General features: G+C 62.9%; 20 protein-coding genes. 11 read left to right on the top strand and 9 right to left on the bottom strand.

Annotation, left to right across the window (positions count from 1 at the left end; translation table 11 throughout):
* Positions 1-81 precede the first annotated feature (81 nt).
* The 6 genes from L9B60_RS13510 to pilG form a co-directional block, all read right to left on the bottom strand.
* Complete coding sequence (locus L9B60_RS13510) at positions 82-540, bottom strand: chemotaxis protein CheW (RefSeq protein ID WP_249679305.1); 459 nt, start codon at positions 538-540, stop codon at positions 82-84.
* On the bottom strand, positions 533-6,445 hold the full coding sequence (locus tag L9B60_RS13505) for an Hpt domain-containing protein (protein ID WP_249679304.1): 5,913 nt from the start codon (positions 6,443-6,445) through the stop codon (positions 533-535). The genes L9B60_RS13510 and L9B60_RS13505 overlap by 8 nt, the downstream gene beginning before the upstream one ends.
* A gap of 4 nt (positions 6,446-6,449) precedes the next feature.
* Positions 6,450-8,498: a methyl-accepting chemotaxis protein gene (locus L9B60_RS13500; RefSeq protein WP_249679303.1), complete on the bottom strand. Its 2,049-nt coding sequence runs from the start codon at positions 8,496-8,498 to the stop codon at positions 6,450-6,452.
* An 84-nt stretch (positions 8,499-8,582) separates the two neighbouring features.
* Entirely contained in the window at positions 8,583-9,122 is a 540-nt protein-coding gene (locus tag L9B60_RS13495; RefSeq protein WP_249679302.1) for a chemotaxis protein CheW, read from the bottom strand.
* 11 nt (positions 9,123-9,133) lie between these two features.
* Positions 9,134-9,499 carry a twitching motility response regulator PilH gene (gene pilH / locus L9B60_RS13490; RefSeq protein WP_249679301.1) on the bottom strand — a complete coding sequence of 122 codons (366 nt, stop codon included), beginning with the start codon at positions 9,497-9,499 and terminating at the stop codon, positions 9,134-9,136.
* 31 nt (positions 9,500-9,530) lie between these two features.
* The gene (gene pilG, locus L9B60_RS13485; RefSeq protein WP_249679300.1) at positions 9,531-9,941 is read right to left on the bottom strand and encodes a twitching motility response regulator PilG; all 411 of its coding nucleotides are present in this window, start codon (positions 9,939-9,941) and stop codon (positions 9,531-9,533) included.
* A 196-nt stretch (positions 9,942-10,137) separates the two neighbouring features.
* Between pilG and gshB the strand changes: the two genes are divergently transcribed.
* The 7 genes from gshB to L9B60_RS13450 all read left to right on the top strand — a co-directional run bounded on the left by gshB (position 10,138) and on the right by L9B60_RS13450 (position 16,039).
* Positions 10,138-11,091 (top strand): glutathione synthase, encoded by a 954-nt coding sequence (gene gshB, locus L9B60_RS13480; RefSeq protein ID WP_249679299.1) that lies wholly within the window; start codon positions 10,138-10,140, stop codon positions 11,089-11,091.
* Between the two features lie 109 nt (positions 11,092-11,200).
* Positions 11,201-12,106: an energy transducer TonB gene (locus L9B60_RS13475; protein ID WP_249679298.1), complete on the top strand. Its 906-nt coding sequence runs from the start codon at positions 11,201-11,203 to the stop codon at positions 12,104-12,106.
* A gap of 64 nt (positions 12,107-12,170) precedes the next feature.
* Positions 12,171-12,740 (top strand): YqgE/AlgH family protein, encoded by a 570-nt coding sequence (locus tag L9B60_RS13470; protein WP_249679297.1) that lies wholly within the window; start codon positions 12,171-12,173, stop codon positions 12,738-12,740.
* On the top strand, positions 12,740-13,180 hold the full coding sequence (gene ruvX, locus L9B60_RS13465) for a Holliday junction resolvase RuvX (protein WP_249679296.1): 441 nt from the start codon (positions 12,740-12,742) through the stop codon (positions 13,178-13,180). Before L9B60_RS13470 ends, ruvX begins: the two co-directional genes overlap by 1 nt.
* A gap of 52 nt (positions 13,181-13,232) precedes the next feature.
* Positions 13,233-13,751 carry a bifunctional pyr operon transcriptional regulator/uracil phosphoribosyltransferase PyrR gene (pyrR, locus tag L9B60_RS13460; RefSeq protein WP_249679295.1) on the top strand — a complete coding sequence of 173 codons (519 nt, stop codon included), beginning with the start codon at positions 13,233-13,235 and terminating at the stop codon, positions 13,749-13,751.
* A gap of 12 nt (positions 13,752-13,763) precedes the next feature.
* Entirely contained in the window at positions 13,764-14,768 is a 1,005-nt protein-coding gene (locus L9B60_RS13455; protein WP_249679294.1) for an aspartate carbamoyltransferase catalytic subunit, read from the top strand.
* A complete protein-coding gene (locus tag L9B60_RS13450) occupies positions 14,765-16,039 on the top strand; it encodes a dihydroorotase (protein ID WP_249679293.1) in 1,275 nt (424 codons plus the stop codon). Before L9B60_RS13455 ends, L9B60_RS13450 begins: the two co-directional genes overlap by 4 nt.
* Before the next feature lie 151 nt (positions 16,040-16,190).
* Here the strand turns inward: L9B60_RS13450 and L9B60_RS13445 are convergent, their stop codons facing one another.
* Positions 16,191-16,610, bottom strand: a complete 420-nt coding sequence (locus L9B60_RS13445; protein ID WP_249679292.1) for an NINE protein — start codon at positions 16,608-16,610, stop codon at positions 16,191-16,193.
* A 248-nt stretch (positions 16,611-16,858) separates the two neighbouring features.
* Here L9B60_RS13445 and L9B60_RS13440 point away from each other — a divergent pair, with 248 nt between their 5' ends.
* A complete protein-coding gene (locus L9B60_RS13440; RefSeq protein WP_249679291.1) occupies positions 16,859-17,524 on the top strand; it encodes a C40 family peptidase in 666 nt (221 codons plus the stop codon).
* On the opposite strand, the gene L9B60_RS13435 is transcribed toward L9B60_RS13440, so the two are convergent.
* Positions 17,525-18,646 carry a PilT/PilU family type 4a pilus ATPase gene (locus L9B60_RS13435; protein ID WP_249679290.1) on the bottom strand — a complete coding sequence of 374 codons (1,122 nt, stop codon included), beginning with the start codon at positions 18,644-18,646 and terminating at the stop codon, positions 17,525-17,527. It lies immediately after the preceding gene.
* 61 nt (positions 18,647-18,707) lie between these two features.
* On the bottom strand, positions 18,708-19,742 hold the full coding sequence (locus L9B60_RS13430) for a type IV pilus twitching motility protein PilT (RefSeq protein WP_249679289.1): 1,035 nt from the start codon (positions 19,740-19,742) through the stop codon (positions 18,708-18,710).
* Positions 19,743-19,807: 65 nt separating this feature from the next.
* On the opposite strand from L9B60_RS13430, the gene L9B60_RS13425 reads away from it, so the two are divergent.
* From L9B60_RS13425 to L9B60_RS13415, 3 genes are read left to right on the top strand one after another with little or no spacing between them, the layout of a single operon-like run.
* Complete coding sequence (locus tag L9B60_RS13425) at positions 19,808-20,494, top strand: YggS family pyridoxal phosphate-dependent enzyme (RefSeq protein ID WP_249679288.1); 687 nt, start codon at positions 19,808-19,810, stop codon at positions 20,492-20,494.
* A gap of 25 nt (positions 20,495-20,519) precedes the next feature.
* Positions 20,520-21,338: a pyrroline-5-carboxylate reductase gene (gene proC / locus L9B60_RS13420; RefSeq protein ID WP_249679287.1), complete on the top strand. Its 819-nt coding sequence runs from the start codon at positions 20,520-20,522 to the stop codon at positions 21,336-21,338.
* 10 nt (positions 21,339-21,348) lie between these two features.
* On the top strand, positions 21,349-21,939 hold the full coding sequence (locus tag L9B60_RS13415; RefSeq protein WP_249679286.1) for a YggT family protein: 591 nt from the start codon (positions 21,349-21,351) through the stop codon (positions 21,937-21,939).
* The last annotated feature ends 75 nt before the right edge of the window (positions 21,940-22,014 follow it).

The raw sequence follows: 22,014 nt of genomic DNA, 5'->3' as shown, positions 1-22,014 counted from the left end.
GGGGATCAATCAAGGTGGGAGGGGGAATGTTACTGTTAGAGTAATGATTGGCCTATAGATCTGCGAAAAGAACGCCGCAGGCTAACTGACACCTGCCATCACCAACCGCTCCAACCCCACAAGATCCGGCACCTTGACCACCTGCTCGCCCACCTGCACCGCCGCGCGCTCAAGCGGCGCCAGCGGTACGTCCACGTAGCTCAACTGGGTATCGAGCTTGCACGAGCGCGGCACGCCCTGGATCAGCAGGGCGATGTAGCGCAACGGGCTGTCGCCCAGGGCATTGAGCACCACGATGCGGGCGCGCTCACCGACCACCGCCGGGGCGCCGCAGGCGGCTTCGAAGTTGATCAGCGGCAGTTGCTGGTTGCGCCAGGCGATCTGGCCGAGGTTCCAGGCAGGGGCATCCGGGGCCGGTTGGCCGAACTGGTAGCCGATCAGTTCGGCGACGGCGACGTTGGGCAACAGCAGGCAGCGGTCGGACAGTGGCAGCAGCAAGCCGGTCAGGCTGGTGCGCCGGCCGATGGCATGGTCAAGCATGGCTGCGGCTCCATTGCGCGATGCTCTCCAGCAGCACCGATTCCTGGAACGGTTTGCCCAGGTAGTCGTTGACACCGATGGCCATGGCGCGCTCGCGGTGTTTCTGGCCGGTACGGGAGGTGATCATGATGATCGGCAAGTCCTTTAGGCGTTCGTGCTGGCGGATTTCGGTGGCCACTTCAAAGCCGTCCATGCGCGGCATTTCGATGTCCAGCAACAGCACGTCCGGGGTGTGTTCCTGCAGCAGGCTCATGGCGTCGACTCCATCCTTGGCGGTCAGCACGTGCATACCGTGGCGCTCAAGCAGGCGGCTGGTGACCTTGCGCACCGTGACCGAGTCGTCCACTACCATCACCAGTAACGGCCGCGCCTGCTCGATTTCCTGCGGCGCCGGCATGACCCGGCTCGGCAAGCTCGGCAGTTGCCGCGCATGGCTGGCGCGCACTTGGGCCAGCAGGTCGAGGATCAGCACCACCCGGCCATCGCCCAGAATGGTCGCGCCCGACAGCCCTTGAACCCCAGCAAACTGGGGCCCCAGGCTCTTGACCACGATCTCGCGCGAGCCGGTCAGCGCGTCTACCTGCACCGCCACCTGGTGATCGTGGGCGCGCACCAGCAGCAACGGCAGCGGCAGGTTCTGCGCCGACATTTTGGGCCGGCCGTTGCTATGCAACAGGTCGCCCAGGTAGCGCAGTTCATAGTGCTGGCCATCGTAGTGGTAACGCGGCGGGTCGAGTTGATAATAGTCTTCCAGCTCAGCCGGCAGTACCCGCACGATGCCTTCAATGGTGTTGATTGGCAGCGCGTACTGCTCCTCGCCGCATTGCACCATCAGCGCACGGTTGACCGATACGCTGAACGGCAGGCGGATGCGAAACCGCGCACCCTGCCCTGGCCGCGAGTCGATGGTCATCGAGCCGCCCAGTTGCTTGACCTCTTCGTGCACCACGTCCATCCCCAGGCCGCGCCCGGAAATTTGCGTGACCTTGGCGGCCGTGGAAAACCCCGGCTGCAAAATGAACTGCATCACGTCGTGGTCGCTGATGTCACTGGCGGGGTCCAGCAGGCCGCGCTTGATGGCCTTTTTACGCACCGCTTCCAGCGGCACGCCGGCGCCGTCGTCGCTCATTTCGATGACGATGTCGCCGCCTTCATGGGACAGGCTCAAGGCAATATGGCCGTGCTCCGACTTACCCGCCGCCACGCGCATTTCGGCCGGTTCCAGGCCGTGGTCGATAGCGTTGCGCAACATGTGTTCCAGCGGTGCGAGCATGCGCTCCAGCACGCTGCGGTCGATTTCGCCTTCGGCATGGCTGACGTCGAACTCGACCTGTTTGTCCAGCTCGGTGGCCACCTGCCGCACCAGCCGTTGCAGGCGTGGCAACATGCGCTCGAAGGGCACCATGCGCGTGCGCATCAGGCCTTCCTGCAGGTCGGTGTTCACCCGTGCCTGCTGCATCAGCAGGGTCTGCGCCTCGTGGTTGCGCGCGCTCAGGGTTTCCTGCAGGTCGAGCAGGTCGGAGGCCGATTCGAACAGCGCACGGGAAAGCTGCTGCAACTGCGAATGGCGGTCCATTTCCAGCGGGTCGAAATCTTCATAGCCCAGGCGCTCAGTGTCGGCGTGTTGACGGCTGAGGATGCGCCCCTGGGTTTCAGTGTCCAGGCGGCGCAACTGGTCACGCATGCGCTCGATGGTGGTTTCCATTTCGGTGAGCGCGGTTTGCGCGTCGTTGACCTGCTGCTCGATGCGCCCGCGGAAGATCGAGGTTTCGCCGGCCAGGTTGCCGAGGTCCTCCAACAGGTCGGCAGCCACCTTGACCATGTCCCCGGGCAGGCGCTCTTGAACCTGCGCCGCAGGCTCCGGCGCCGGCCGTTCCAACGGTGCCTCGGCCTGGGCCTCGACCACCGGGCTGACAAAGCTGCGGATGATATCGATCAGGGCGTTGTCCGGCTTCACCGGTTGCTGCAGGCGCACCGCATCGAGCATGTGCGCGAGGCGGTCGTGACCGTTCTGCAACAGGCTGAACAATTGCGGCCCGGGCTTGATCAAGCCCGCCGAGAGGCTTTCGTACAGAAACTCCATATCGTGGGCCAGGTCGCCGATGGGCGCGACCTCAACCATGCGCGCACCGCCCTTGAGGGTGTGCAGGTCACGCAGCAGGTTTTCGATTTCCAGGGTGTTGCGTGGCTCGGCCTGCCAGCGCAACAGCGCGGCGCCGGAGCTTTCGACGATGTCCTGGCCTTCTTCAAGGAAGATCTGCAACAGCTCGCTGTCGCCCTCTTCGCTGGCCGCAGGCTTGGTGTCTTCGGGCAGCACCAGCGTGCTATCGGTGACCACCCCGTGACGATATTGGCGCAGCGTCTCGATCAGCTCGGCGGCCGGCACCAGCGGCTGGCGTTGTTGCAACTGCGTGAGCATTTTCGCCAAGCGCTGATGGCTGTCGCGCAACACCTGGGCCAGGGCGGGGCCGTAGTTGCAGCGGCGGTCCTGCAGGCATTGGTAGAGCTGCTCCAACTCGTGCCCAAGATCGGCCACCTCGATGATCTCGGCCATCCGTGCGCCGCCTTTGAGGGTGTGCAGGTCGCGCTTGAGCGATGACAGCGGCGCGCTGTTCTCAGGCTCGGTGAGCCAACGCCGCATTGCCTGGTCGGCGCTGTCGAGAATGTCCACGGCCTCTTCGAGGAAGATATCGACAATCTCGTTGTCCAGTGCAGGCGCAGCTTCATCGGCTTGCAGGCGTTGGGTCGCGTCGGCCAGGTCGGTGACGCTCAAGGCCTGGTTGCCCTGGGTCTTGATCAGGCCCATTGCGCCAGGGTCCAGGCCCTCGTCCAGCAATGCTCGCAAGGCCAGCAAACGCTCGGGCCGAGGCTCTACCGCTTGGCCGGCCGCCACCTGATCAAGCATGTCGATCAAGCCCTCGTGGGCCAACGCGGCCTCATCGAAAAAGCGCTCGCTGACCGCCAGGCTGCTTTCTTCTACCGCACCATACAAGTCGAGCAAGGCTTCGCACAGGTCGTCTACCGGCATCAGGTCGGCCAGATGCGCGCCTTCGCCCAGGGTGGTCAGTTCGTCGAGCAAGGCGCCCAGCTCATAACGCTCGCCAGGGTGCTCGCGCCAGCGTTTGAGCAAAGATTCGGCGTCCAGCAGGATGTCCATGCCTTGGGCCAGGAAATTGCTGATCAACTGCGGGTCGCGCTTGAGCCGAGGGCTGGCGTCGCCCGCTTCGAGGTATTCGGCCAGGCGCAGCGACACGCGCTCGCGGGTTTCGGCGATCAGTTGGCTGGCCCCCGGGATAGGCTGCAGCGGCGCGTGGCTCAGTTGGCCGATGCCGCTACGCAACAGGCGCACGCCGTGTTCCAGCAGTTGCAGCTCTTCGAGTTCCAGGGGCAACTGGTGGCCGCGCAGTTCACGGGCCAGGTAATCCATGGCGGCGGCAACCTCTGCCATCGACAGGATCCCGGCCATGTAGGCGCTGCCCTTGAGGGTGTGCAGGGCACGCTGGACTTCATCGCTGATCAACACCGGTTCGGTGGGGTCGGCCTCACCCAGGAAGCGGTCCAGGCTGCGCAAGTGCCCTTGGGCCTCGTTGCGGAAGATCTCCAGCAATTGCGGGTCCAGCGCATCCGCCGCCGTGGGCAACAGCAGGATCTCGCCTTTGGCCAGCGCATGGGCGCGGGCAGCCAGCAAGTCGACCTCCGCGCACTGCGCCTGGCGCTGCGCGGCAAATTCATCGACCAGCCTGGGCAGCACGGCCAACACCTCATCGAGCAATTGCAGCACGTCGTCCGTGGCGGCGATGCTGTGCTCCAACACCCGGTTCAGCAGGTTTTCGGCCGCCCACGCCAGCTCGCCCAAGACCAGCGCGCGCACCATCCGCCCACTGCCCTTGAGCGTGTGGAACGCCCGGCGCAACTCGATCAGCGCCGGCTCATCGAGGGTGTTGGCCGCCCAGCGCGGTAGGAACTCGCGAAGCACTTGCAGCACTTCCTCGGCTTCTTCCAAGAAGACTTCGCGCAGTTCGTCATCCACCGGCACCTCGTCGGCGGGCGGGGGCAGCAGGCTCTGCGGGGTAAAGCGCGCTGGCGGGTTGAGACTGGAAACCGGATTGGCCAGCACATCGGCCAGCGACTGCAGCACCTGGGGGCTGCCCAGTGCCTGCAGGTCGCCCATCACCAGCGTTTCGGCGGGGCTGAGCACTTCTTCCAGCAGTGGCGCATGCGGCGCCGCCGGTTGATAGCCCAGCGCCGCGAGGTTCTCCTGCGCCAGGTCCAGCACCCCTTCGCCCGGGGCCTGGGGATCCTGGCCAAGGCGTTCCAGGTAATAATCGATGGCGCTCAGGGCGTCGGCCAGGTGTTCAAGTTCGGCCCAGCCGGGCTGTTGGTTGACGCCAATCAGGTGCGCCTCGATGTAGCCGTTGCACAGTTGCAACAAGCTGGCGGCCCGGTTCAGCGGGATCATCGCCAGGGCGCCGCGCACCTGGGTCAACAACTCGGGCACCGGTTGCAGCACGCTGCGGTCCCAATGGGCGTCGATGTAATCACTGATCAGGTCACGGGCCTGCTGTAGGCAAACGCGCGACTCGCGCACCACGATCTGGTGAATCTGAGTCAAATCGGTGGTGGGCAGGCGGCTGTCCTCGCGAGTGGCCTGCTCAACCTGGCCGATCATCCCGGCCAGGGTCGCCTCGACGTACAGCAGCGCCCCGGCCACGTCCATCAAGGTGGCATCGTTGGGCTCGCGCGCGCCCTGGGTCAGCCCCTGGATCACCACCAACTGGCCAACGATGACCTTACGCGGCTGGCCGAAACCCAGCACGGCCAAGGTGTCGGCGATTTGCCGCAGGGGCGGTAGCAGGCTGGCCAGCTCGCTGGTGTGCTCACGGTCGCTGCGCACAAAATGATCAAGGCGCTCCTTGACCCGTACCAGCTCTTCACGCAACGCGGTGACCACCGAGCGCATGGCATTGCGATCGGGGCCTGCCAGGCGCGCGCGCTCTTCATCGAGCAAGGCACTGTCTGGCAACGCTTCGTCCAGATCGTAGCGGTCCTTGAGGTGTTTCATGCGGGCAGAAGTCCCATGTGACTTGGCGACGTAGAACAACAGGCTTTTGAGCAGCTCCGGCGGCGCAGGCTGATTGACGGCGACGATGCCTTGGTCGAGCAGGCGCTTGAGCTCGCGGTCCGAGTCTTTGAGCAAGCTGCGCAAGGCCGGGCTGTTACTGATGAAGCCATGGATCATGCCCTCCACCAGCGCCGAGTCGATTTCCCACAGCGGGCTCAACGGCGCGTCGGCGCACAACTCTTCCAGGCGCCTGAACACGCTGCCCAACTGCGCCAGGTTGGCTGCCAGCTCCTGCTCGCGCAACAAGCCCAGCAACGAGCTGTGCAAGCTATGGTGCAGAGCACGCAAGGTGTCGGGCAGCTCGGCGATGTCCAGCTGCGCCAGTTGGTTAACGTCCAGCGCTTGCGGGGTCAGCAGCGGCGGGCTGAACAGGCTGGTTTCGGCCAGCAGGCTCTGCCCACGGGCACTGCGCAGGTCGTTGATCAACGGCAATACCACCAGCGGCAGGTCGCGCCGCGCCAAGTGCACGCGTTCCAGGTATACCGGCAATTGGGCGAAGGCCAGCACCAACCACTTCACTGCCTCCGCTTGCTGGTTGGCCTTGCCGCGGGCCAATGCCAGTGCCAGTTGTTCCATTTCTTCGGCCAGCAATGCCGCGCCATAGAACTCGATCATCTGCAGGCTGCCGTGCACCTGGTGCAGGCACGCCAGGCACTGCACCATGGCGGTTTCGCCACCTGGGTCGGCGACAAAGGCATCCAGCGCCGCGCGCGCCTGCTTGAGTGACTCGCCTATTTCACCCTTGACCCAGGCTAAGGCGACGTAATCGTGCCGGTCGGTCATCGCGTCAACCCGCCTGGGGTGGCGCAGGCAAGGTAAAGCCCGACACCGAGCGGCGCATTTCGCTGGCCTGTTGCGCCAGGTTGCCGATGCTTTCGGCAGTGGCCATGGAGCCCGAGGAGGTTTGCTCGGTGATCTGCTGGATCACCGACATGGTGTGGGAAATCTGCCCGGCCGAGCTGGTTTGCTGTTGCGCGGCGTTGGAGATGGTCTGGATCAGCGCGGCCAGGTTCTCCGACACCCCTTCGATCTCTTCCAGTGCGACCCCGGCGTCATGGGCCAGGCGTGCACCGCGTACCACTTCAAAGGTGGTCTGTTCCATAGAGATGACCGCCTCGTTGGTATCGTTCTGGATCGCCCGCACCAGCATTTCGATCTGCCGAGTGGCCGAGGACGAACGTTCCGCCAGGCGCTGCACTTCGTCGGCCACCACGGCAAAGCCGCGGCCCGCCTCGCCAGCCAGCGAGGCCTGGATGGCCGCGTTCAGGGCCAGAATATTGGTTTGGTCGGCAATGTCGTCGATCAGGCTGATGATATCGCCAATCTCTTGGGAAGACTCGCCCAGCCGCTTGATCCGCTTGGAGGTGTCCTGGATTTGCTCGCGGATGTTATCCATGCCGCGAATGGTGTTGTGCACCACCTCGTTACCTTTATTGGCAATGGTCACCGAGCGCTCGGCCACTTTCGCCGACTCCCAGGCATTGGTCGACACCTGGTCGATGGACTGCGCCATGTCGCTGATGGCCATGGACGCCTCCTTGATCTGCTGGGCCTGCAGCTCCGATGCGCGGGCCAGTTGCTTGGCCGTGGCCTGGGTTTCCTGCACCGCCGAGTTCACTTCCTCGGCAGTCAGGTTGATGGTGGCCACCAGGTCGCGCAATTGGTCGATGGAGTAATTGATCGAATCGGCGATGGTGCCGGTGAAGTCTTCGGTCACCGAGGCGGTGACCGTCAGGTCGCCGTCGGCCAGATCCTCGATTTCATCCAGCAGGCGCATGATCGCCGCCTGGTTGCGCTCATTCTTCAGCGCCGTCTCGCGTAGTTGGCGGTTGGTTTCACGCACCATCACCAGGGCGATCAGGATGATCGAGGCCAAGGCCAGCAAGCCCAGGACATAACCACCGATGGTGTCCAGCGAGCGGCCACCGGCCAAGTGTTCAAAGCCACTGGCCAGGTGCGAGGCTTCGTCGAGCAAGGTTTGCGAGAGGTTGAAGATGTTGCCCGCCGACTCGCGCACATGGAACAGCTCGGGCGAGGTTTCGAGGATCTCGTCCACGGAGCCGGAGACGAACTCGAACAGTTCGGCGATTTCCTTGAGGCGCGCCTGGGCGTCCTGGTCTTGCACCTGGGTGATCTGGATTTTCGGGTTGCCCACCAGCATGCCGTTTAGCACCTGCCCGAACAGATTGGCGTCACGGCCGAAAGCCTCGGCCGCCTGGGCCGCCGACTCATCGCCGGAAAGCACGGTATTGACCGAACCCAAGATACGCTCGGCCAACAGCGACTGGCGCTGCGCAACCACCACTTGGCTGGCTGGCGCGCCACGCTGCAACAGTATCTCGACGACCTTCTCGTACTCGACCTGCAATTGCGGCACGGTTTCGGCCAGGGTGGCCGCCACCTGATGCAGGGACAACACGGTCTGTTCACTGGCCAGGATGGCGTCGGTGTTCTTGCGCAGGTTTTCCCAATCGCCCTGCACCAAGCGCATTTCCTGGTGCACGGCAGCAGGCGCAGGCGGCAAACCGGTGCTCGCGTCGCCAGACTTGAGGTAGCCCCAGCGGCGGTCGAAATCATTGCGTGCATCGGCCAGCAGCTTGAACGCCTCGGGCTTGCCGGCAGCCGCCTCGGTGGCGTTCTTGGCGATGCGCTGCGACAGCACGCGCAACTCGCCAGCGTGGCCGATGTACTGCTTGTCGTAGTTGGATTGAGTGTTCAGGTAGGCGAAGTTGGCGAACAACAACATGATCAGCACGATCAGGGCGACGAATAGCCCCGCGATCTGCGCGCTGCTGCGAGAGCCTTGAATGGACTTTACGATCACCGCGTTTGTCATTGTCAGGCCCCCGCCTGTACCGCTACTGCTGCGCCGGTTGCAGACAATTGCCGTTGCAAGCGTGCTGCCGGAAAAAAACGTGGCCTACAGCGCCACATTGATAAACCCCGGTGCCTGCACCAAGGCCAATGGACTGAACACGCGCCAATCCTGTTCGCGATGAAAATGCCCCTGGATATACGGCGCCGTGCCTTCTTGCAAGTAGGCCGGCGGCGACAGGTCGAGGCTGTGCAGCGCAAAGTGCTGCAAACCGAGCACTTCATCCACCAGCAGGCCGACGAACAGGTCGCCATGGTCGACCACCAGCACCCGGCGCTGCTTGCGCAGCGAGCTGGGTTCCTGGCCAAACAACCCGCACAGGTCCATCACCGGCAACAGCCGCCCACGCAGGTTGGCCACGCCCAGCACCCACGCCTTGACGCCCGGCATGCGGGTCAGGTGCGGCTCGTGCAATACCTCGGCCACTTCGCCCATGGGCGCTACGTACCATTGGCCGGCCAGGCCAAAGCCGATGCCGCTCCAGGTTTGCAGCCGGGCTTCCTGGGACGGCAGTTCATTGGCCAGCTGCCGGCAGCGCTGGTCGATGTCCAGCAGCATCTCGAAGGCGGTGAATGCCTGGCCCATGATCGCCGTGCTCAGCCGGCCAGCACGGCGTTCAGGGTCTTGATCAGGGTTTCTTCGTCCACAGGCTTGGTCAGATAGTCCTTGGCGCCTTGACGCGTACCCCAAACCTTGTCGGTTTCCTGATCCTTGGTGGTGATGATGATCACCTTGATATGGTTGGTGTCAGGGTCCTTGTTCAACTGGCGCGTGGCCTGGAAGCCGTTGAGGCCAGGCATTACGATATCCATCAGCACCGCGTCGGGCTTTTCCTGGCGGGCCAGGGCCACGCCGTCGGCGCCGTTTTCGGCCTTGAGCACCTCGTGACCGTGCTTTTCGAGCATCCCGGTCAGTTTGTACATTTCGGTCGGCGAGTCGTCGACGATCAGAATTCGGGCCATGCTGTTCCCCACAAAATAAAGACGCCAGGCGTCAGGGTGCTATTTGTTCCACCGCTGCGAAGCCAGGCACGTAGGCCTTGATCGCATTGAGCAGCTCTTCCTTGCTGAAAGGCTTGGTCAAAAACTGATCAGAGCCGACGATACGCCCCTTGGCCTTGTCGAACAGGCCGTCCTTGGACGACAGCATAATCACCGGCGTGGCCTTGAAAGCTTGGTTGTTCTTGATCAACGCGCAGGTCTGATAGCCATCCAGGCGCGGCATCATGATGTCGACGAAGATGATACGCGGATGGTTGTCGACGATCTTGGCCAGTGCATCGAAACCGTCGATCGCGGTGATGACTTCGCAGCCGACGTTCTCCAGCAGCATCTGCGCGGTACGGCGAATCGTCTTGGAGTCGTCGATGACCATGACTTTAAGGGCGGCGGGACGCTGTTCCATGGGGGCTCGTCGGCGGTGGCTGGCTGGGCGCAATATCACGATACAAAGCGCTATCCGACCTTTTTAGCACACTCGCGAGGTGCATTCCATAAAGCCCGCCGCCGAGCGGTTTCCCTTGACCGAAAGCCTGCGCAGCGCCACCCTGACGCCACTTTTAATGCGCCATTCAGGCATTTGCCGACGAGAGGATTTACCCATGAGCGTTCGCCTCGGAATTGTCATGGACCCTATTGCGAGCATCTCCTATAAAAAGGACAGCTCGCTGGCCATGTTGCTGGCTGCCCAGGAGCGCGGCTGGACCCTGTTCCACATGGAAATTCAGGACCTGTACCAGGGTGAGGGCCAGGCCCGCGCGCGCATGCGCCCACTGAAGGTGTTCGCCAACCCGGAGAAATGGTTCGAGTTCGAGTCCGAATTCGACGCCCCGCTGGCCGACCTGGACGTGATCCTGATGCGCAAGGATCCGCCGTTCGACATGGAATTCGTGTACTCGACCTACCTGCTCGAACAGGCCGAACGCGACGGCGTGCTGGTGGTCAACCGCCCGCAAAGCCTGCGCGACTGCAACGAAAAACTGTTTGCCACGCTGTTCCCGCAGTGCACGCCGCCGACCGTGGTCAGCCGCCGCGCCGATATCCTGCGTGAATTTGCCGCCAAGCACGGCGATGTCATCCTCAAGCCGCTGGACGGCATGGGCGGTGCGTCGATCTTCCGTCACCGCCCGGGCGACCCCAACCTGTCGGTGATCCTGGAAACCCTGACCGCCCACGGCACCCAGCAGATCATGGGCCAGGCCTACCTGCCGGCCATCAAGGACGGTGACAAGCGCATCCTGATGATCGACGGCGAACCGGTGCCTTACTGCCTGGCGCGTATTCCGGCAGCCGGTGAGACCCGCGGCAACCTGGCCGCAGGCGGCACCGGTGAAGCCCGCCCGCTGACTGAAAAGGACCGCTGGATCGCCGAACAGGTGGGCCCAACCCTGCGCGAGAAGGGCCTGCTGTTCGTCGGCCTCGACGTGATCGGTGAAAGCCTCACTGAAATCAACGTGACCAGCCCCACCTGCATCCGTGAAATCGACAATGCCTTCGGCACCCGGATCGGCGTGCAACTGATGGATGCCATTGATCGCAAGCTCAAGGCACGCTGAGTAACAAGCGAGGGAAAACCTGCGCAGTGGGTTATGATGCACGCCCTTTTTTAGTTGTTGGGCGTGTGCTGCCGGTTTTCCCCCGTGCCGCATGGCTGCTGGATATAAAATGACTGCCCCTGCCGACCTCCCCGCAGAGTTTTCCCTCTCCCGCGTTCGCCCCGCCGACCGCCTGGGGTTTACCCTGTTCGTGGCTGCCTTGCTGCACCTGGCGCTGCTGATCGGCGTGGGCTTCAGCACGCACAAGCCCGAGGAAATCCGCCGCACCCTGGAAATCACCCTGTCGACCTTCAAAAGCGACACGGCGCCTAAGCAGGCCGATTACCTGGCCCAAGACAACCAATTGGGCAGCGGCACCCTGGACAAGAAGGCCGTGCCCAAAACCACTGAAGTGGCGCCCTTCCAGGACAACAAGATCAACAAGGTCACCCCGCCGCCTGCGGTAAAACCCCAGGTGCAGCCCGAGCCGGTGCCGGTCAAGAAAGCCGTGGCCACCACCGCGCCCAAGGCACAGAAAACCGAGGCGCGCCGTGAACCGGTCAAGCAACAGGACAAGCCCAAGACCGCCACGCCGGATTTCGACAGCTCGCAGTTGTCCAGCGAGATCTCAAGCCTGGAAGCCGAGCTTGCCAAAGAACAGCAGCTGTATGCCAAGCGCCCGCGTATCCATCGCCTGAGCGCGGCCTCGACCATGCGCGACAAGGGCGCCTGGTACAAGGACGACTGGCGCAAGAAAGTCGAGCGCATCGGCAACCTCAATTACCCCGAAGAGGCCCGCAGCCAACAGATACACGGCAGCCTGCGCCTGATGGTGTCGATCAACAGCGATGGTTCGTTGTATGAGGTGCTGGTATTGCAGTCCTCCGGGCAACCGGTACTGGACCAGGCCGCCCAGCGCATCGTCCGCCTGGCAGCGCCGTTCGCCCCCTTTACCGGGGACCTTTCCGACGTCGACCGCCTGGAAATCATTCGTACCTGGCGCTTCGACAAGGGTGATCGTCTTTCCAGTAATTGAAGCGCTACAAAACAGGCGCATCGTTAACTTGTCAGGCCCTCGACTCGACGCCACACTAGTACTTATGAAGAACGTCAGCCCGAGCTACCTCAAGCATCAATTCCTGATCGCCATGCCGCACATGGCGGACCCGAACTTTGCCCAGACCTTGACCTACATCGTCGAGCATACGGCCAATGGTGCCATGGGCCTGGTGGTCAACCGGCCGCAGGACCTGACCCTGGCCGACATCCTCGAACAGTTGCGCCCCGACATCGAGCCACCGGCCAGTTGCCAGGGCGTGCCGATCTACGGGGGTGGCCCGGTGCAAACCGACCGCGGCTTCGTGCTGCATCCCAGTGGCCCGACGTTCCAGGCCACGGTCGACTTGGGCGGCATCTCGCTGTCCACCTCCCAGGACGTGCTGTTTGCCATCGCCGACGGCGTAGGCCCCAAACAGAACCTGATCACCCTCGGCTATGCAGGGTGGGAAGCCGGCCAACTGGAAGCGGAGCTGGCCGACAACGCCTGGCTGACCTGCCCATTCGATGCCGATATCCTGTTTGCCATGGGCAGCGAGCAACGCTTGAGCGCTGCGGCGGCACGCCTGGGGATCAACCTCAGCCTGCTGACCAGCCAGGCAGGGCACGCCTGATGGCCGCGATTCGGTTACTGCTGGGTTTCGACTACGGCACCAAACAGATCGGCGTGGCCGTTGGCCAGGTAATCACCGGTCAGGCCCGCGAGCTGTGCACCCTGAAGGCGCAGAACGGCGTGCCGGACTGGAACCAGGTCGAGGCCCTGATCAAGGAGTGGAAGCCCGATGCCATCGTCGTTGGCCTGCCCCTGAATATGGACGGCACCCCCAGCGAGATGTGCGAGCGCGCGGAGAAATTCGCCCGGCGCATCAACGGCCGCTTCAACCTGCCGGTACACACCCACGACGAACGCCTGACCACCTTCGAAGCCAAAGGCCAGCGCATGGCCCGTGGCGGCCAGAAGGGCAGCTACCGCGACAATCCCGTGGACGCGATCGCCGCAGCGCTGCTGCTGCAAAGCTGGCTGGAAGAAAACGCCGGGCAGTTCGATTCCTGATACCCGTATCAAGCCCCGGCGCAATTCGCCGGCGGCCCTCAAAGGAGCAAGCATGAGCCTTCCAAACCCCGCCGACCTGATCCGGCAGATGGCCGTCGATCTCAAGGCGCACCTGGCCCGGCGCGCAATCACCGAACCGCGTTACATCGGCATTCGCACCGGTGGCGTATGGGTCGCTCAGGCGCTGCTGGAGGCACTGGGCAGCGACGCCCCGCTGGGCACACTGGACGTGTCGTTCTACCGTGACGACTTCAGCCAGAACGGCCTGCACCCGCAAGTGCGCCCCTCGGAGCTGCCATTCGAAATCGAAGGCCAGCACCTGGTGCTGATCGATGACGTACTGATGAGCGGCCGCACCATTCGCGCTGCCCTCAACGAGCTGTTCGATTACGGCCGCCCTGCCAGCGTGACCCTGGTCAACCTGCTGGACCTGGACGCCGGCGAATTGCCGATCCGGCCGAACGTGGTCGGTGCCACCCTGTCACTGGCAGCCCATGAACGGGTAAAATTGACCGGCCCCACGCCGCTCGCTCTCGAGCGCCAGGATCTGCCCTCCGCTTCCGCCCTTTAAGAGTCCCCCGCGATGACGCCAATCGACGCCAAGCGCCCGCTGCAGCTCAATGACCAGGGCCAGCTGCGCCACTTTCTCTCGCTCGACGGTTTGCCCCGCGAGCTGCTCACCGAAATCCTCGACACCGCCGATTCGTTTCTGGAAGTCGGTGCCCGGGCGGTGAAAAAAGTCCCGTTGCTGCGCGGCAAGACCGTGTGCAACGTGTTCTTCGAAAACTCCACGCGCACCCGCACCACCTTCGAACTGGCCGCCCAACGGCTGTCGGCAGACGTGATCACCTTGAACGTGTCGACCTCCTCGACCAGCAAGGGCGAAACCCTGTTCGACACCCTGCGCAACCTGGAAGCCATGGCCGCCGACATGTTCGTGGTGCGCCACGGCGACTCGGGGGCTGCCCACTTCATCGCCGAGCACGTTTGCCCACAAGTGGCGATCATCAATGGTGGCGACGGGCGCCATGCGCACCCCACCCAAGGCATGCTCGACATGCTGACCATCCGCCGGCACAAGGGCGGCTTCGAGAACCTTTCGGTGGCGATCGTCGGCGATATCCTGCATTCACGGGTGGCTCGCTCGAACATGATCGCGCTCAAGGCTCTGGGTTGCCCGGACATCCGCGTGATCGGCCCGAAAACCTTGCTGCCAGTCGGCATCGAGCAGTACGGCGTGAAGGTCTACACCGACCTGGCCCAAGGCCTGAAAGACGTCGACGTGGTGATCATGCTGCGCCTGCAGCGTGAGCGCATGGCCGGTGGCCTGCTGCCCAGCGAAGGCGAGTTCTACCGCCTGTTCGGCCTGACCACCGCGCGCCTTGCCGGGGCCAAGCCGGATGCCATCGTCATGCACCCAGGCCCTATCAACCGTGGCGTGGAAATCGAGTCGGCGGTGGCCGACGGTCCCCATTCGGTCATTCTCAACCAGGTCACCTACGGTATCGCCGTGCGTATGGCGGTGCTGTCCATGGCCATGAGCGGGCAGAACGCCCAACGTCAATTCGAGCAGGAGAACGCCCAGTGAGCCTAAGTATCCTAGGCGCCCGCGTGATCGACCCGGCCAGCGGCCTGGACGCCATTGGCGACCTGCACATCAGCGAAGGCAAGATCATCGCCATCGGCGCTGCGCCAACCGGCTTCAACGCCACCCAGACCGTGCAAGCCGACGGCCTGGTCGCAGCTCCCGGCCTGGTCGACCTTAGCGTGGCCCTGCGCGAGCCGGGCTACAGCCGCAAGGGCACCATCGCCAGCGAAACCCGTGCCGCCGCCGCCGGTGGCGTTACCAGCCTGTGCTGCCCACCGCAAACCAAGCCGATCCTCGACACTTCGGCCGTGGCCGAACTGATCCTGGACCGCGCCCGTGAAGCCGGGCACAGCAAGGTCTACCCGATCGGTGCCCTGAGCAAGGGCCTGGAAGGCGAGCAACTGGCTGAATTGGTGGCGCTGCGCGACGCCGGCTGCATTGCCTTTGGCAACGGCCTGAAGAGCTTCCCGAACAACCGCACCCTGTGCCGTGCGCTGGAATATGCCGCCACGTTCGACCTGACGGTGATCTTCCACTCCCAGGACCGTGACCTGGCCCTGGGCGGCCTGGCCCACGAAGGCCCGACCGCCAGCTTCCTCGGCCTGCCGGGCATTCCGGAAACCGCTGAAACCGTGGCGCTGGCCCGTGACCTGCTGCTGGTGGAACAAAGCGGCGTGCGTGCGCACTTCAGCCAACTGACCAGCGCCCGCGGCGTCAAACTAATCGCCGAAGCCCAGGCCCGCGGCCTGCCGGTCACGGCCGACGTGGCCCTGTACCAGTTGATCCTGACCGACGAGGCGCTGATCGACTTCTCCAGCCTTTACCACGTGCAACCGCCGCTACGCACCCGCGCCGACCGCGACGCGCTGCGTGAAGCGGTGAAGTCGGGTGTGGTGCAAGCCATCTCCAGCCATCACCAGCCCCACGAGCGCGACGCCAAGTTGGCGCCGTTTGGCGCGACGGAGCCTGGCATCAGCAGCGTCGAGCTATTGCTGCCATTGGCGATGACCTTGGTGGAGGACGGCCTGCTGGACCTGCCAACCTTGCTGGCACGCCTGAGCACCGGCCCTGCGGCAGCCTTGCGCTTGCCCGCCGGGGCATTAAAAGTAGGCGCTGCGGCAGACGTGGTGCTGTTTGACCCAAGCGTGTCCACAGTGGCTGGCGAGCATTGGCTGTCCAAGGGCGAGAACTGCCCGTTCCTTGGGCATGTATTGCCAGGGGTGGTGCGGTATACCTTGGTGGATGGGCATATCAGCTACAGCAACGCTTAAATAGCAGCGCAGCCTTCGCGCCTACAGGTATCGCATGCCCGTAGGCGCGGCTTCAACCGCGAGCAGCCGACGCAATTTGCCTGACACACCGCGGTGACCTTTTCGCGGATCAATCCGCTCCTACAGGATGGGCGAGGCTCCACCCAATGCTTCAGCGCCGCATCGAGTTTTTCAACGAGATCTGGTCATTTATCGTCCAGAAGTCATATAACACCCCGATAAAGCACAGCCCCCCCGTTAACAAATAAATGATCCCGCTGATCCATTTACCCTGGTACATGCGGTGCACCCCGAATACCCCGAGGAAGGTCAACAGCACCCAAGCCACGTTGTAGTCCGTGGGCCCGGCGTGAAAACGCATGTCTGCCTCGCGGTCCATGGCCGGAATCAGGAACAGGTCGATCAGCCAGCCGATGCCCAACAGGCCAAAGGTGAAAAACCAGATCGTGCCCGTGACCGGCTTGCCGTAATAGAAACGGTGCGCACCGGTAAAACCGAAAATCCACAACAAATACCCCAGCACCTTGCTATGGGTATCCTGGAAATTGGCGTCTTGCTGATAACTGTTCATTGACGTTGTCTCGCCCTCTCATAGATAAATTTTCTAAGCATAAATGTGACTTTCATGTGTCGTCCCGACGTATGGTCGTAGCACCTCTGCTCCCGGCAAACCCTTATGGCGTCTGACTTTTACGACGAAAGGCGGCAAATTTCAGGGAACTTGATCAATTTTCGCTCACCTTCGTGACGACCAACGGGACGAATTTTGATCAAAAAGCTGTTATAAAGTTGCGCGCTTACCCACAAGAGCCTTGCCTAATGCGACCATTTTTCAAGACATGGCTGACCATTTGCCTTTTATTGCCACTGGCCGCCCACGCCACCAATCGTGAGCAAAGACTTCCCGCTGGCTTCACCGGCCACACAGCAAAAACCGGTGAAACCGAGCACGCAACGCCAGTCGTCACTAGTCAAAAACACAGTCACCTAAGCACCCGCGTAGCCTCGAACAAACACTCCACCCGTGGCCACAAAGAAGTCCTGACCACCGCCACCGTCGCGCAGATGTCGGCCAAACAGAGCAGTGATGTGCTCAGCCGTGCCGTCAACGTGCTCGGTACCCCTTATCGTTGGGGCGGCAGCAGCCCAAGTAAAGGCTTTGACTGCAGCGGTTTGGTGAAATATGCGTTCAGCGACGTAAAAGCCGCCGACCTGCCGCGTACTTCCAACGCCATGGCCGCTGGCCACGGCCAGAAGGTCGAGCAGAAAGACCTGAAGCCGGGCGACCTGCTGTTCTTCAACATCAAGAGCCGCCGCGTCAACCACGTGGCCATTTACCTGGGCAACGATCGCTTCATCCACGCACCGCGTCGGGGCAAGTCGGTCACCATCGACACCCTGAACAAACCGTACTGGCAGAGCCACTACGTGGTCGCCAAGCGGGTCCTTCCAAAGGACCAGACCCTGCGCCTCAGCCAACGCTGATCAGCGCGAAGGTGGCGCCGGGTCCTCCGGCGTCATGTTCAGCTCCTCGCCCTGCACCGCCCCCTTGCCCAGCTTGATCATCAACCGCAAGTCATTTGCCGAATCGGCATAGGACAAGGCGTCTTCATAGCTTATGGCTTGCTCCTGATACAACTCATACAACGCCTGGTCCAGGGTACGCATGCCCTGCCCGCTGGAGCGCTTCATCACCGGCTTTACCCCGGGGATCTGGCCCTTGCGGATAATGTCGGCCACCAGCGGGGTATTGATCAGCACTTCCACCACCGCACGCCGGCCGCTGCCATCACTGGTGGGAATCAACTGCTGGGCGACGATGGCACGCAGGTTCAGCGACAGTTCCATCCACACCTGCGGGTGGCGGTCCACCGGGAAGAAATGGATCACCCGCTCCAATGCCTGGTCGGCGTTGGAGGCGTGCAAGGTGGCCAGGCACAGGTGGCCAGTCTCGGCGAAGGTCAGCGCCTGGCCCATGGTCTCGCGGCTGCGCACCTCGCCGATCATGATCACATCCGGTGCCTGGCGCAGGGTGTTGCGTAACGCCACCTCGAAACTCTCGGTGTCGATGCCCACCTCGCGCTGGGTGACGATGCAGCCCTGATGCTCGTGAAGGTACTCGATGGGGTCTTCGATGGTGATGATGTGCCCGGTGCTGTTCTTGCTGCGGTAATCGATCATCGCCGCCAGCGACGAGGACTTGCCAGTGCCCGTGGCCCCCACGAACAGCACCAGCCCGCGCTTGATCATCGCCAGGGCCTTGAGCCCCTCGGGCAATTTAAGCTCTTCAAAGCTGGGGATATGGCTCTCGATGCGTCGTAGCACCATGGCCGGCTGGTTGCGCTGGTAGAACGCGCTGACCCGAAACCGGCCGATGTCACGGGCATGGATGGCGAAGTTGCTCTCGTGCTGCTGGGCGAACTCCAGCCGCTGCACCTCGGTCATCAGGCCCAACACCGCATCGCGGGCCTGTTCGGCACTGAGCGACTGCTTGGTCACCGGCAGGATCTTGCCATGCACTTTGAGCGAGGGCGGCAGACCTGGGGTGATAAACAGGTCGGAGCCGCCTTTGTCGACCATCAGACGTAGCAGTTTGTGAAACTCCATGGGCACCTACACATCTGCGCTGATACGTTTGCTTCAGCGTAGATGCCCACGCGGGGTTGCGTCAGAAGTTGTCGGGCGTCTTGGCCTTTTCGCGAGCCGCGTCACGGCCGATCACGCCCTTGTTCACCAAGTCCTTGAGGCACATGTCCAGGGTCTGCATGCCCAATGCACCGCCGGTCTGGATGGCCGAATACATCTGCGCCACCTTGTCTTCGCGGATCAGGTTACGGATGGCCGGGGTGCCGATCATGATTTCGTGGGCCGCCACGCGGCCACCACCAATTTTTTTCATCAGGGTTTGCGAGATCACGGCATGCAGCGACTCGGAAAGCATCGAGCGGACCATGGACTTCTCTTCGGCGGGGAACACGTCCACCACCCGGTCGATGGTCTTGGCGGCCGACGTGGTGTGCAGCGTGCCAAATACCAAGTGGCCGGTTTCGGCGGCGGTGAGCGCCAGGCGGATGGTTTCCAGGTCGCGCATCTCGCCCACCAGGATGATGTCCGGGTCTTCACGCAAGGCCGAGCGCAGCGCCTCGGAAAAACCCAGGGTGTCGCGATGCACCTCGCGCTGGTTGACCAGGCACTTTTTGGACTCGTGCACGAACTCGATCGGGTCTTCGATGGTGAGGATGTGATGGTGTTTGTTGTTGTTCAGGTAATCGATCATCGCCGCCAGGGTGGTCGACTTGCCGGAGCCGGTGGGGCCGGTGACCAGCACCAGGCCGCGAGGCACGTCGGTAATCTTGCGAAACACTTCTCCCATCCCCAAGTCTTCCATGGTCAGCACCTTGGAGGGGATGGTACGGAATACTGCACCAGCGCCACGGTTCTGGTTGAACGCGTTGACCCGAAACCGCGCGACACCCGGCACTTCGAAGGAGAAGTCGGTTTCCAGGAACTCCTCGAAATCCTTGCGCTGCTTGTCGTTCATGATGTCGTAGATCAGCTCGTGGACCTGTTTGTGGTCCAGTGGCGGCAGGTTGATCCGCCGCACATCGCCGTCCACCCGAATCATCGGCGGCAGGCCGGCCGACAGGTGCAAGTCCGAAGCCCCCTGCTTCGCACTGAAAGCCAACAGCTCGGTAATGTCCATGAGACTCCCCAAATACAGACAAGCAGGTAGAATGCCGCAGACCCAAGACCCGCTGGCGCAAATTAATGTCCACGATAGCAGACAACGTTTTCCGGGTAAGCGCCCGAATTCACGATGCAGCCCAGGCCGCGCAGCGTGATGCCGCCTCGATCGGCCTGCTGGCCGTGAGCAAGACCAAGCCCGCCGAGGCCGTGCGCGAGGCCCATGCCGCCGGCATTCGTGAGTTTGGCGAGAATTACCTGCAAGAAGCCCTGGAAAAACAGGCGCAATTGCAGGACTTGCCCTTGAGTTGGCATTTCATCGGCCCCATTCAATCGAACAAGACTCGCGCCATCGCCGAGAACTTCGATTGGGTGCATTCGGTGGACCGTCTTAAAATTGCACAACGCCTGTCCGAGCAACGCCCGGCCAACCTGGCGCCGCTGAACATCTGCATTCAAGTCAATGTCAGCGGCGAAGCCAGCAAGTCCGGCTGCACGCCCGCCGACCTGCCGGCCCTGGCCCAAGCCATTGCCGCCCTGCCCCACCTGAAGCTGCGTGGCTTGATGGCCATACCCGAACCGACCGAGGACCGCGCGGCACAAGACGCGGCCTTTGCTAGCGTAAAAACCTTGCAAGACAGCCTGAACCTGCCGCTGGACACGCTTTCCATGGGCATGAGCCACGACCTGGAGTCTGCCATTGCCCAAGGCGCGACCTGGGTGCGGATCGGCACCGCGCTGTTCGGTGCCCGCGACTACGGCCAAGCCTGATTATCACTTTTCAAAAGGACCCGTCATGAGCAACACGCGTATTGCCTTTATCGGCGCAGGAAACATGGCCGCCAGCCTGATCGGCGGCTTGCGTGCACAAGGCCTGGCCGCCAGCCAGCTGTGCGCCAGTGACCCAGGTGCCGAGCAGCGCGCCAAGGTGGCTGCCGAGCACGGCATCGAACTGTTTGCCGACAACGCCGACGCCGTGGCCGGTGCCGACGTGGTGGTGCTGGCCGTCAAGCCACAGGCCATGAAAGCCGTGTGCGAAGCCCTGCGCCCGCACTTGAAGGCCGAGCAACTGGTGGTGTCCATCGCCGCCGGCATCACTTGCGCCAGCATGAACACCTGGCTGGGCCCGCTGCCGATCGTGCGTTGCATGCCCAACACCCCGGCACTGCTGCGCCAAGGCGTCAGTGGCCTGTACGCCACCGCGCAGGTGTCTGCTGAACAACGCCAACAGGCCGAACAACTGCTATCGGCCGTGGGCATCGTGGCCTGGCTTGAGCAAGAGCAGCAACTGGACGCCGTCACTGCGGTCTCCGGCAGCGGCCCGGCGTACTTCTTCCTGCTGATCGAAGCCATGACCGCTGCCGGCGAAAAACTCGGCCTGCCGCGTGAAACCGCCGCCAAACTGACCCTGCAAACCGCCTTGGGCGCAGCGCACATGGCCGTCTCCAGTGACGTCGATGCGGCCGAACTGCGCCGCCGCGTCACCTCGCCGGCCGGGACCACGGAAGCTGCGATCAAGTCGTTCCAGGCCAACGGTTTCGAAGCCCTGGTGGAAAAAGCGCTGGGCGCCGCAGCACATCGCTCGGCCGAAATGGCCGAACAACTGGGCAAATAAGGAGCTCTGCATGAATGCACTTTCTGGCGCCACGGTATTCGTGGTGCAAACCCTGGTCAGCTTCTACCTTGCCATCATGCTGCTGCGCTTCGTGCTGCAACTGGTCAAGGCCAACTTTTACAACCCGCTCAGCCAATTCGCGGTGCGCGCCACCCAGCCACTGCTCAAGCCGGTCCGCCGGATCATTCCCAGCATCGCCGGCCTGGACACCTCCTCGCTACTGCTGGCCATCGTCATCCAGGCGCTGCTGATGGCGTTCGTGCTGATGATGACCTACGGCACCATCGGCGACCTGCCGCACCTGATGATTTGGGCAATCATCGGCGTAACGTCACTGTTCCTGAAAATCTTCTGGCTGGCGATGATCGTGATGGTGATCGTGTCCTGGGTTGCCCCGGGCAGCCACAACCCAGCGGCCGAACTGGCCTACCAGATCAGCGAGCCGGTGCTGGCGCCGTTCCGCAAGATCGTGCCTAACCTTGGCGGCATGGACATCTCGCCGATCTTTGCCTTCCTGGCCATCCAGGTGATCCAGTCCTATGTAATGCCACCGCTGGCCGCCTATGCCGGCATGCCTCAGGAACTGTGGCGCCTGATCTGATCTTTCTCGCATAAACCCCGGCGCAAGCGGAGTCGCTTGCCGCTGGGGGCAGCGGTCTTTAGACTTACGCCTCAT

This window comes from Pseudomonas abieticivorans, from assembly GCF_023509015.1.
GTDB lineage: Bacteria > Pseudomonadota > Gammaproteobacteria > Pseudomonadales > Pseudomonadaceae > Aquipseudomonas > Aquipseudomonas abieticivorans.
This window is presented reverse-complemented; position numbering and strand designations above follow the sequence as displayed.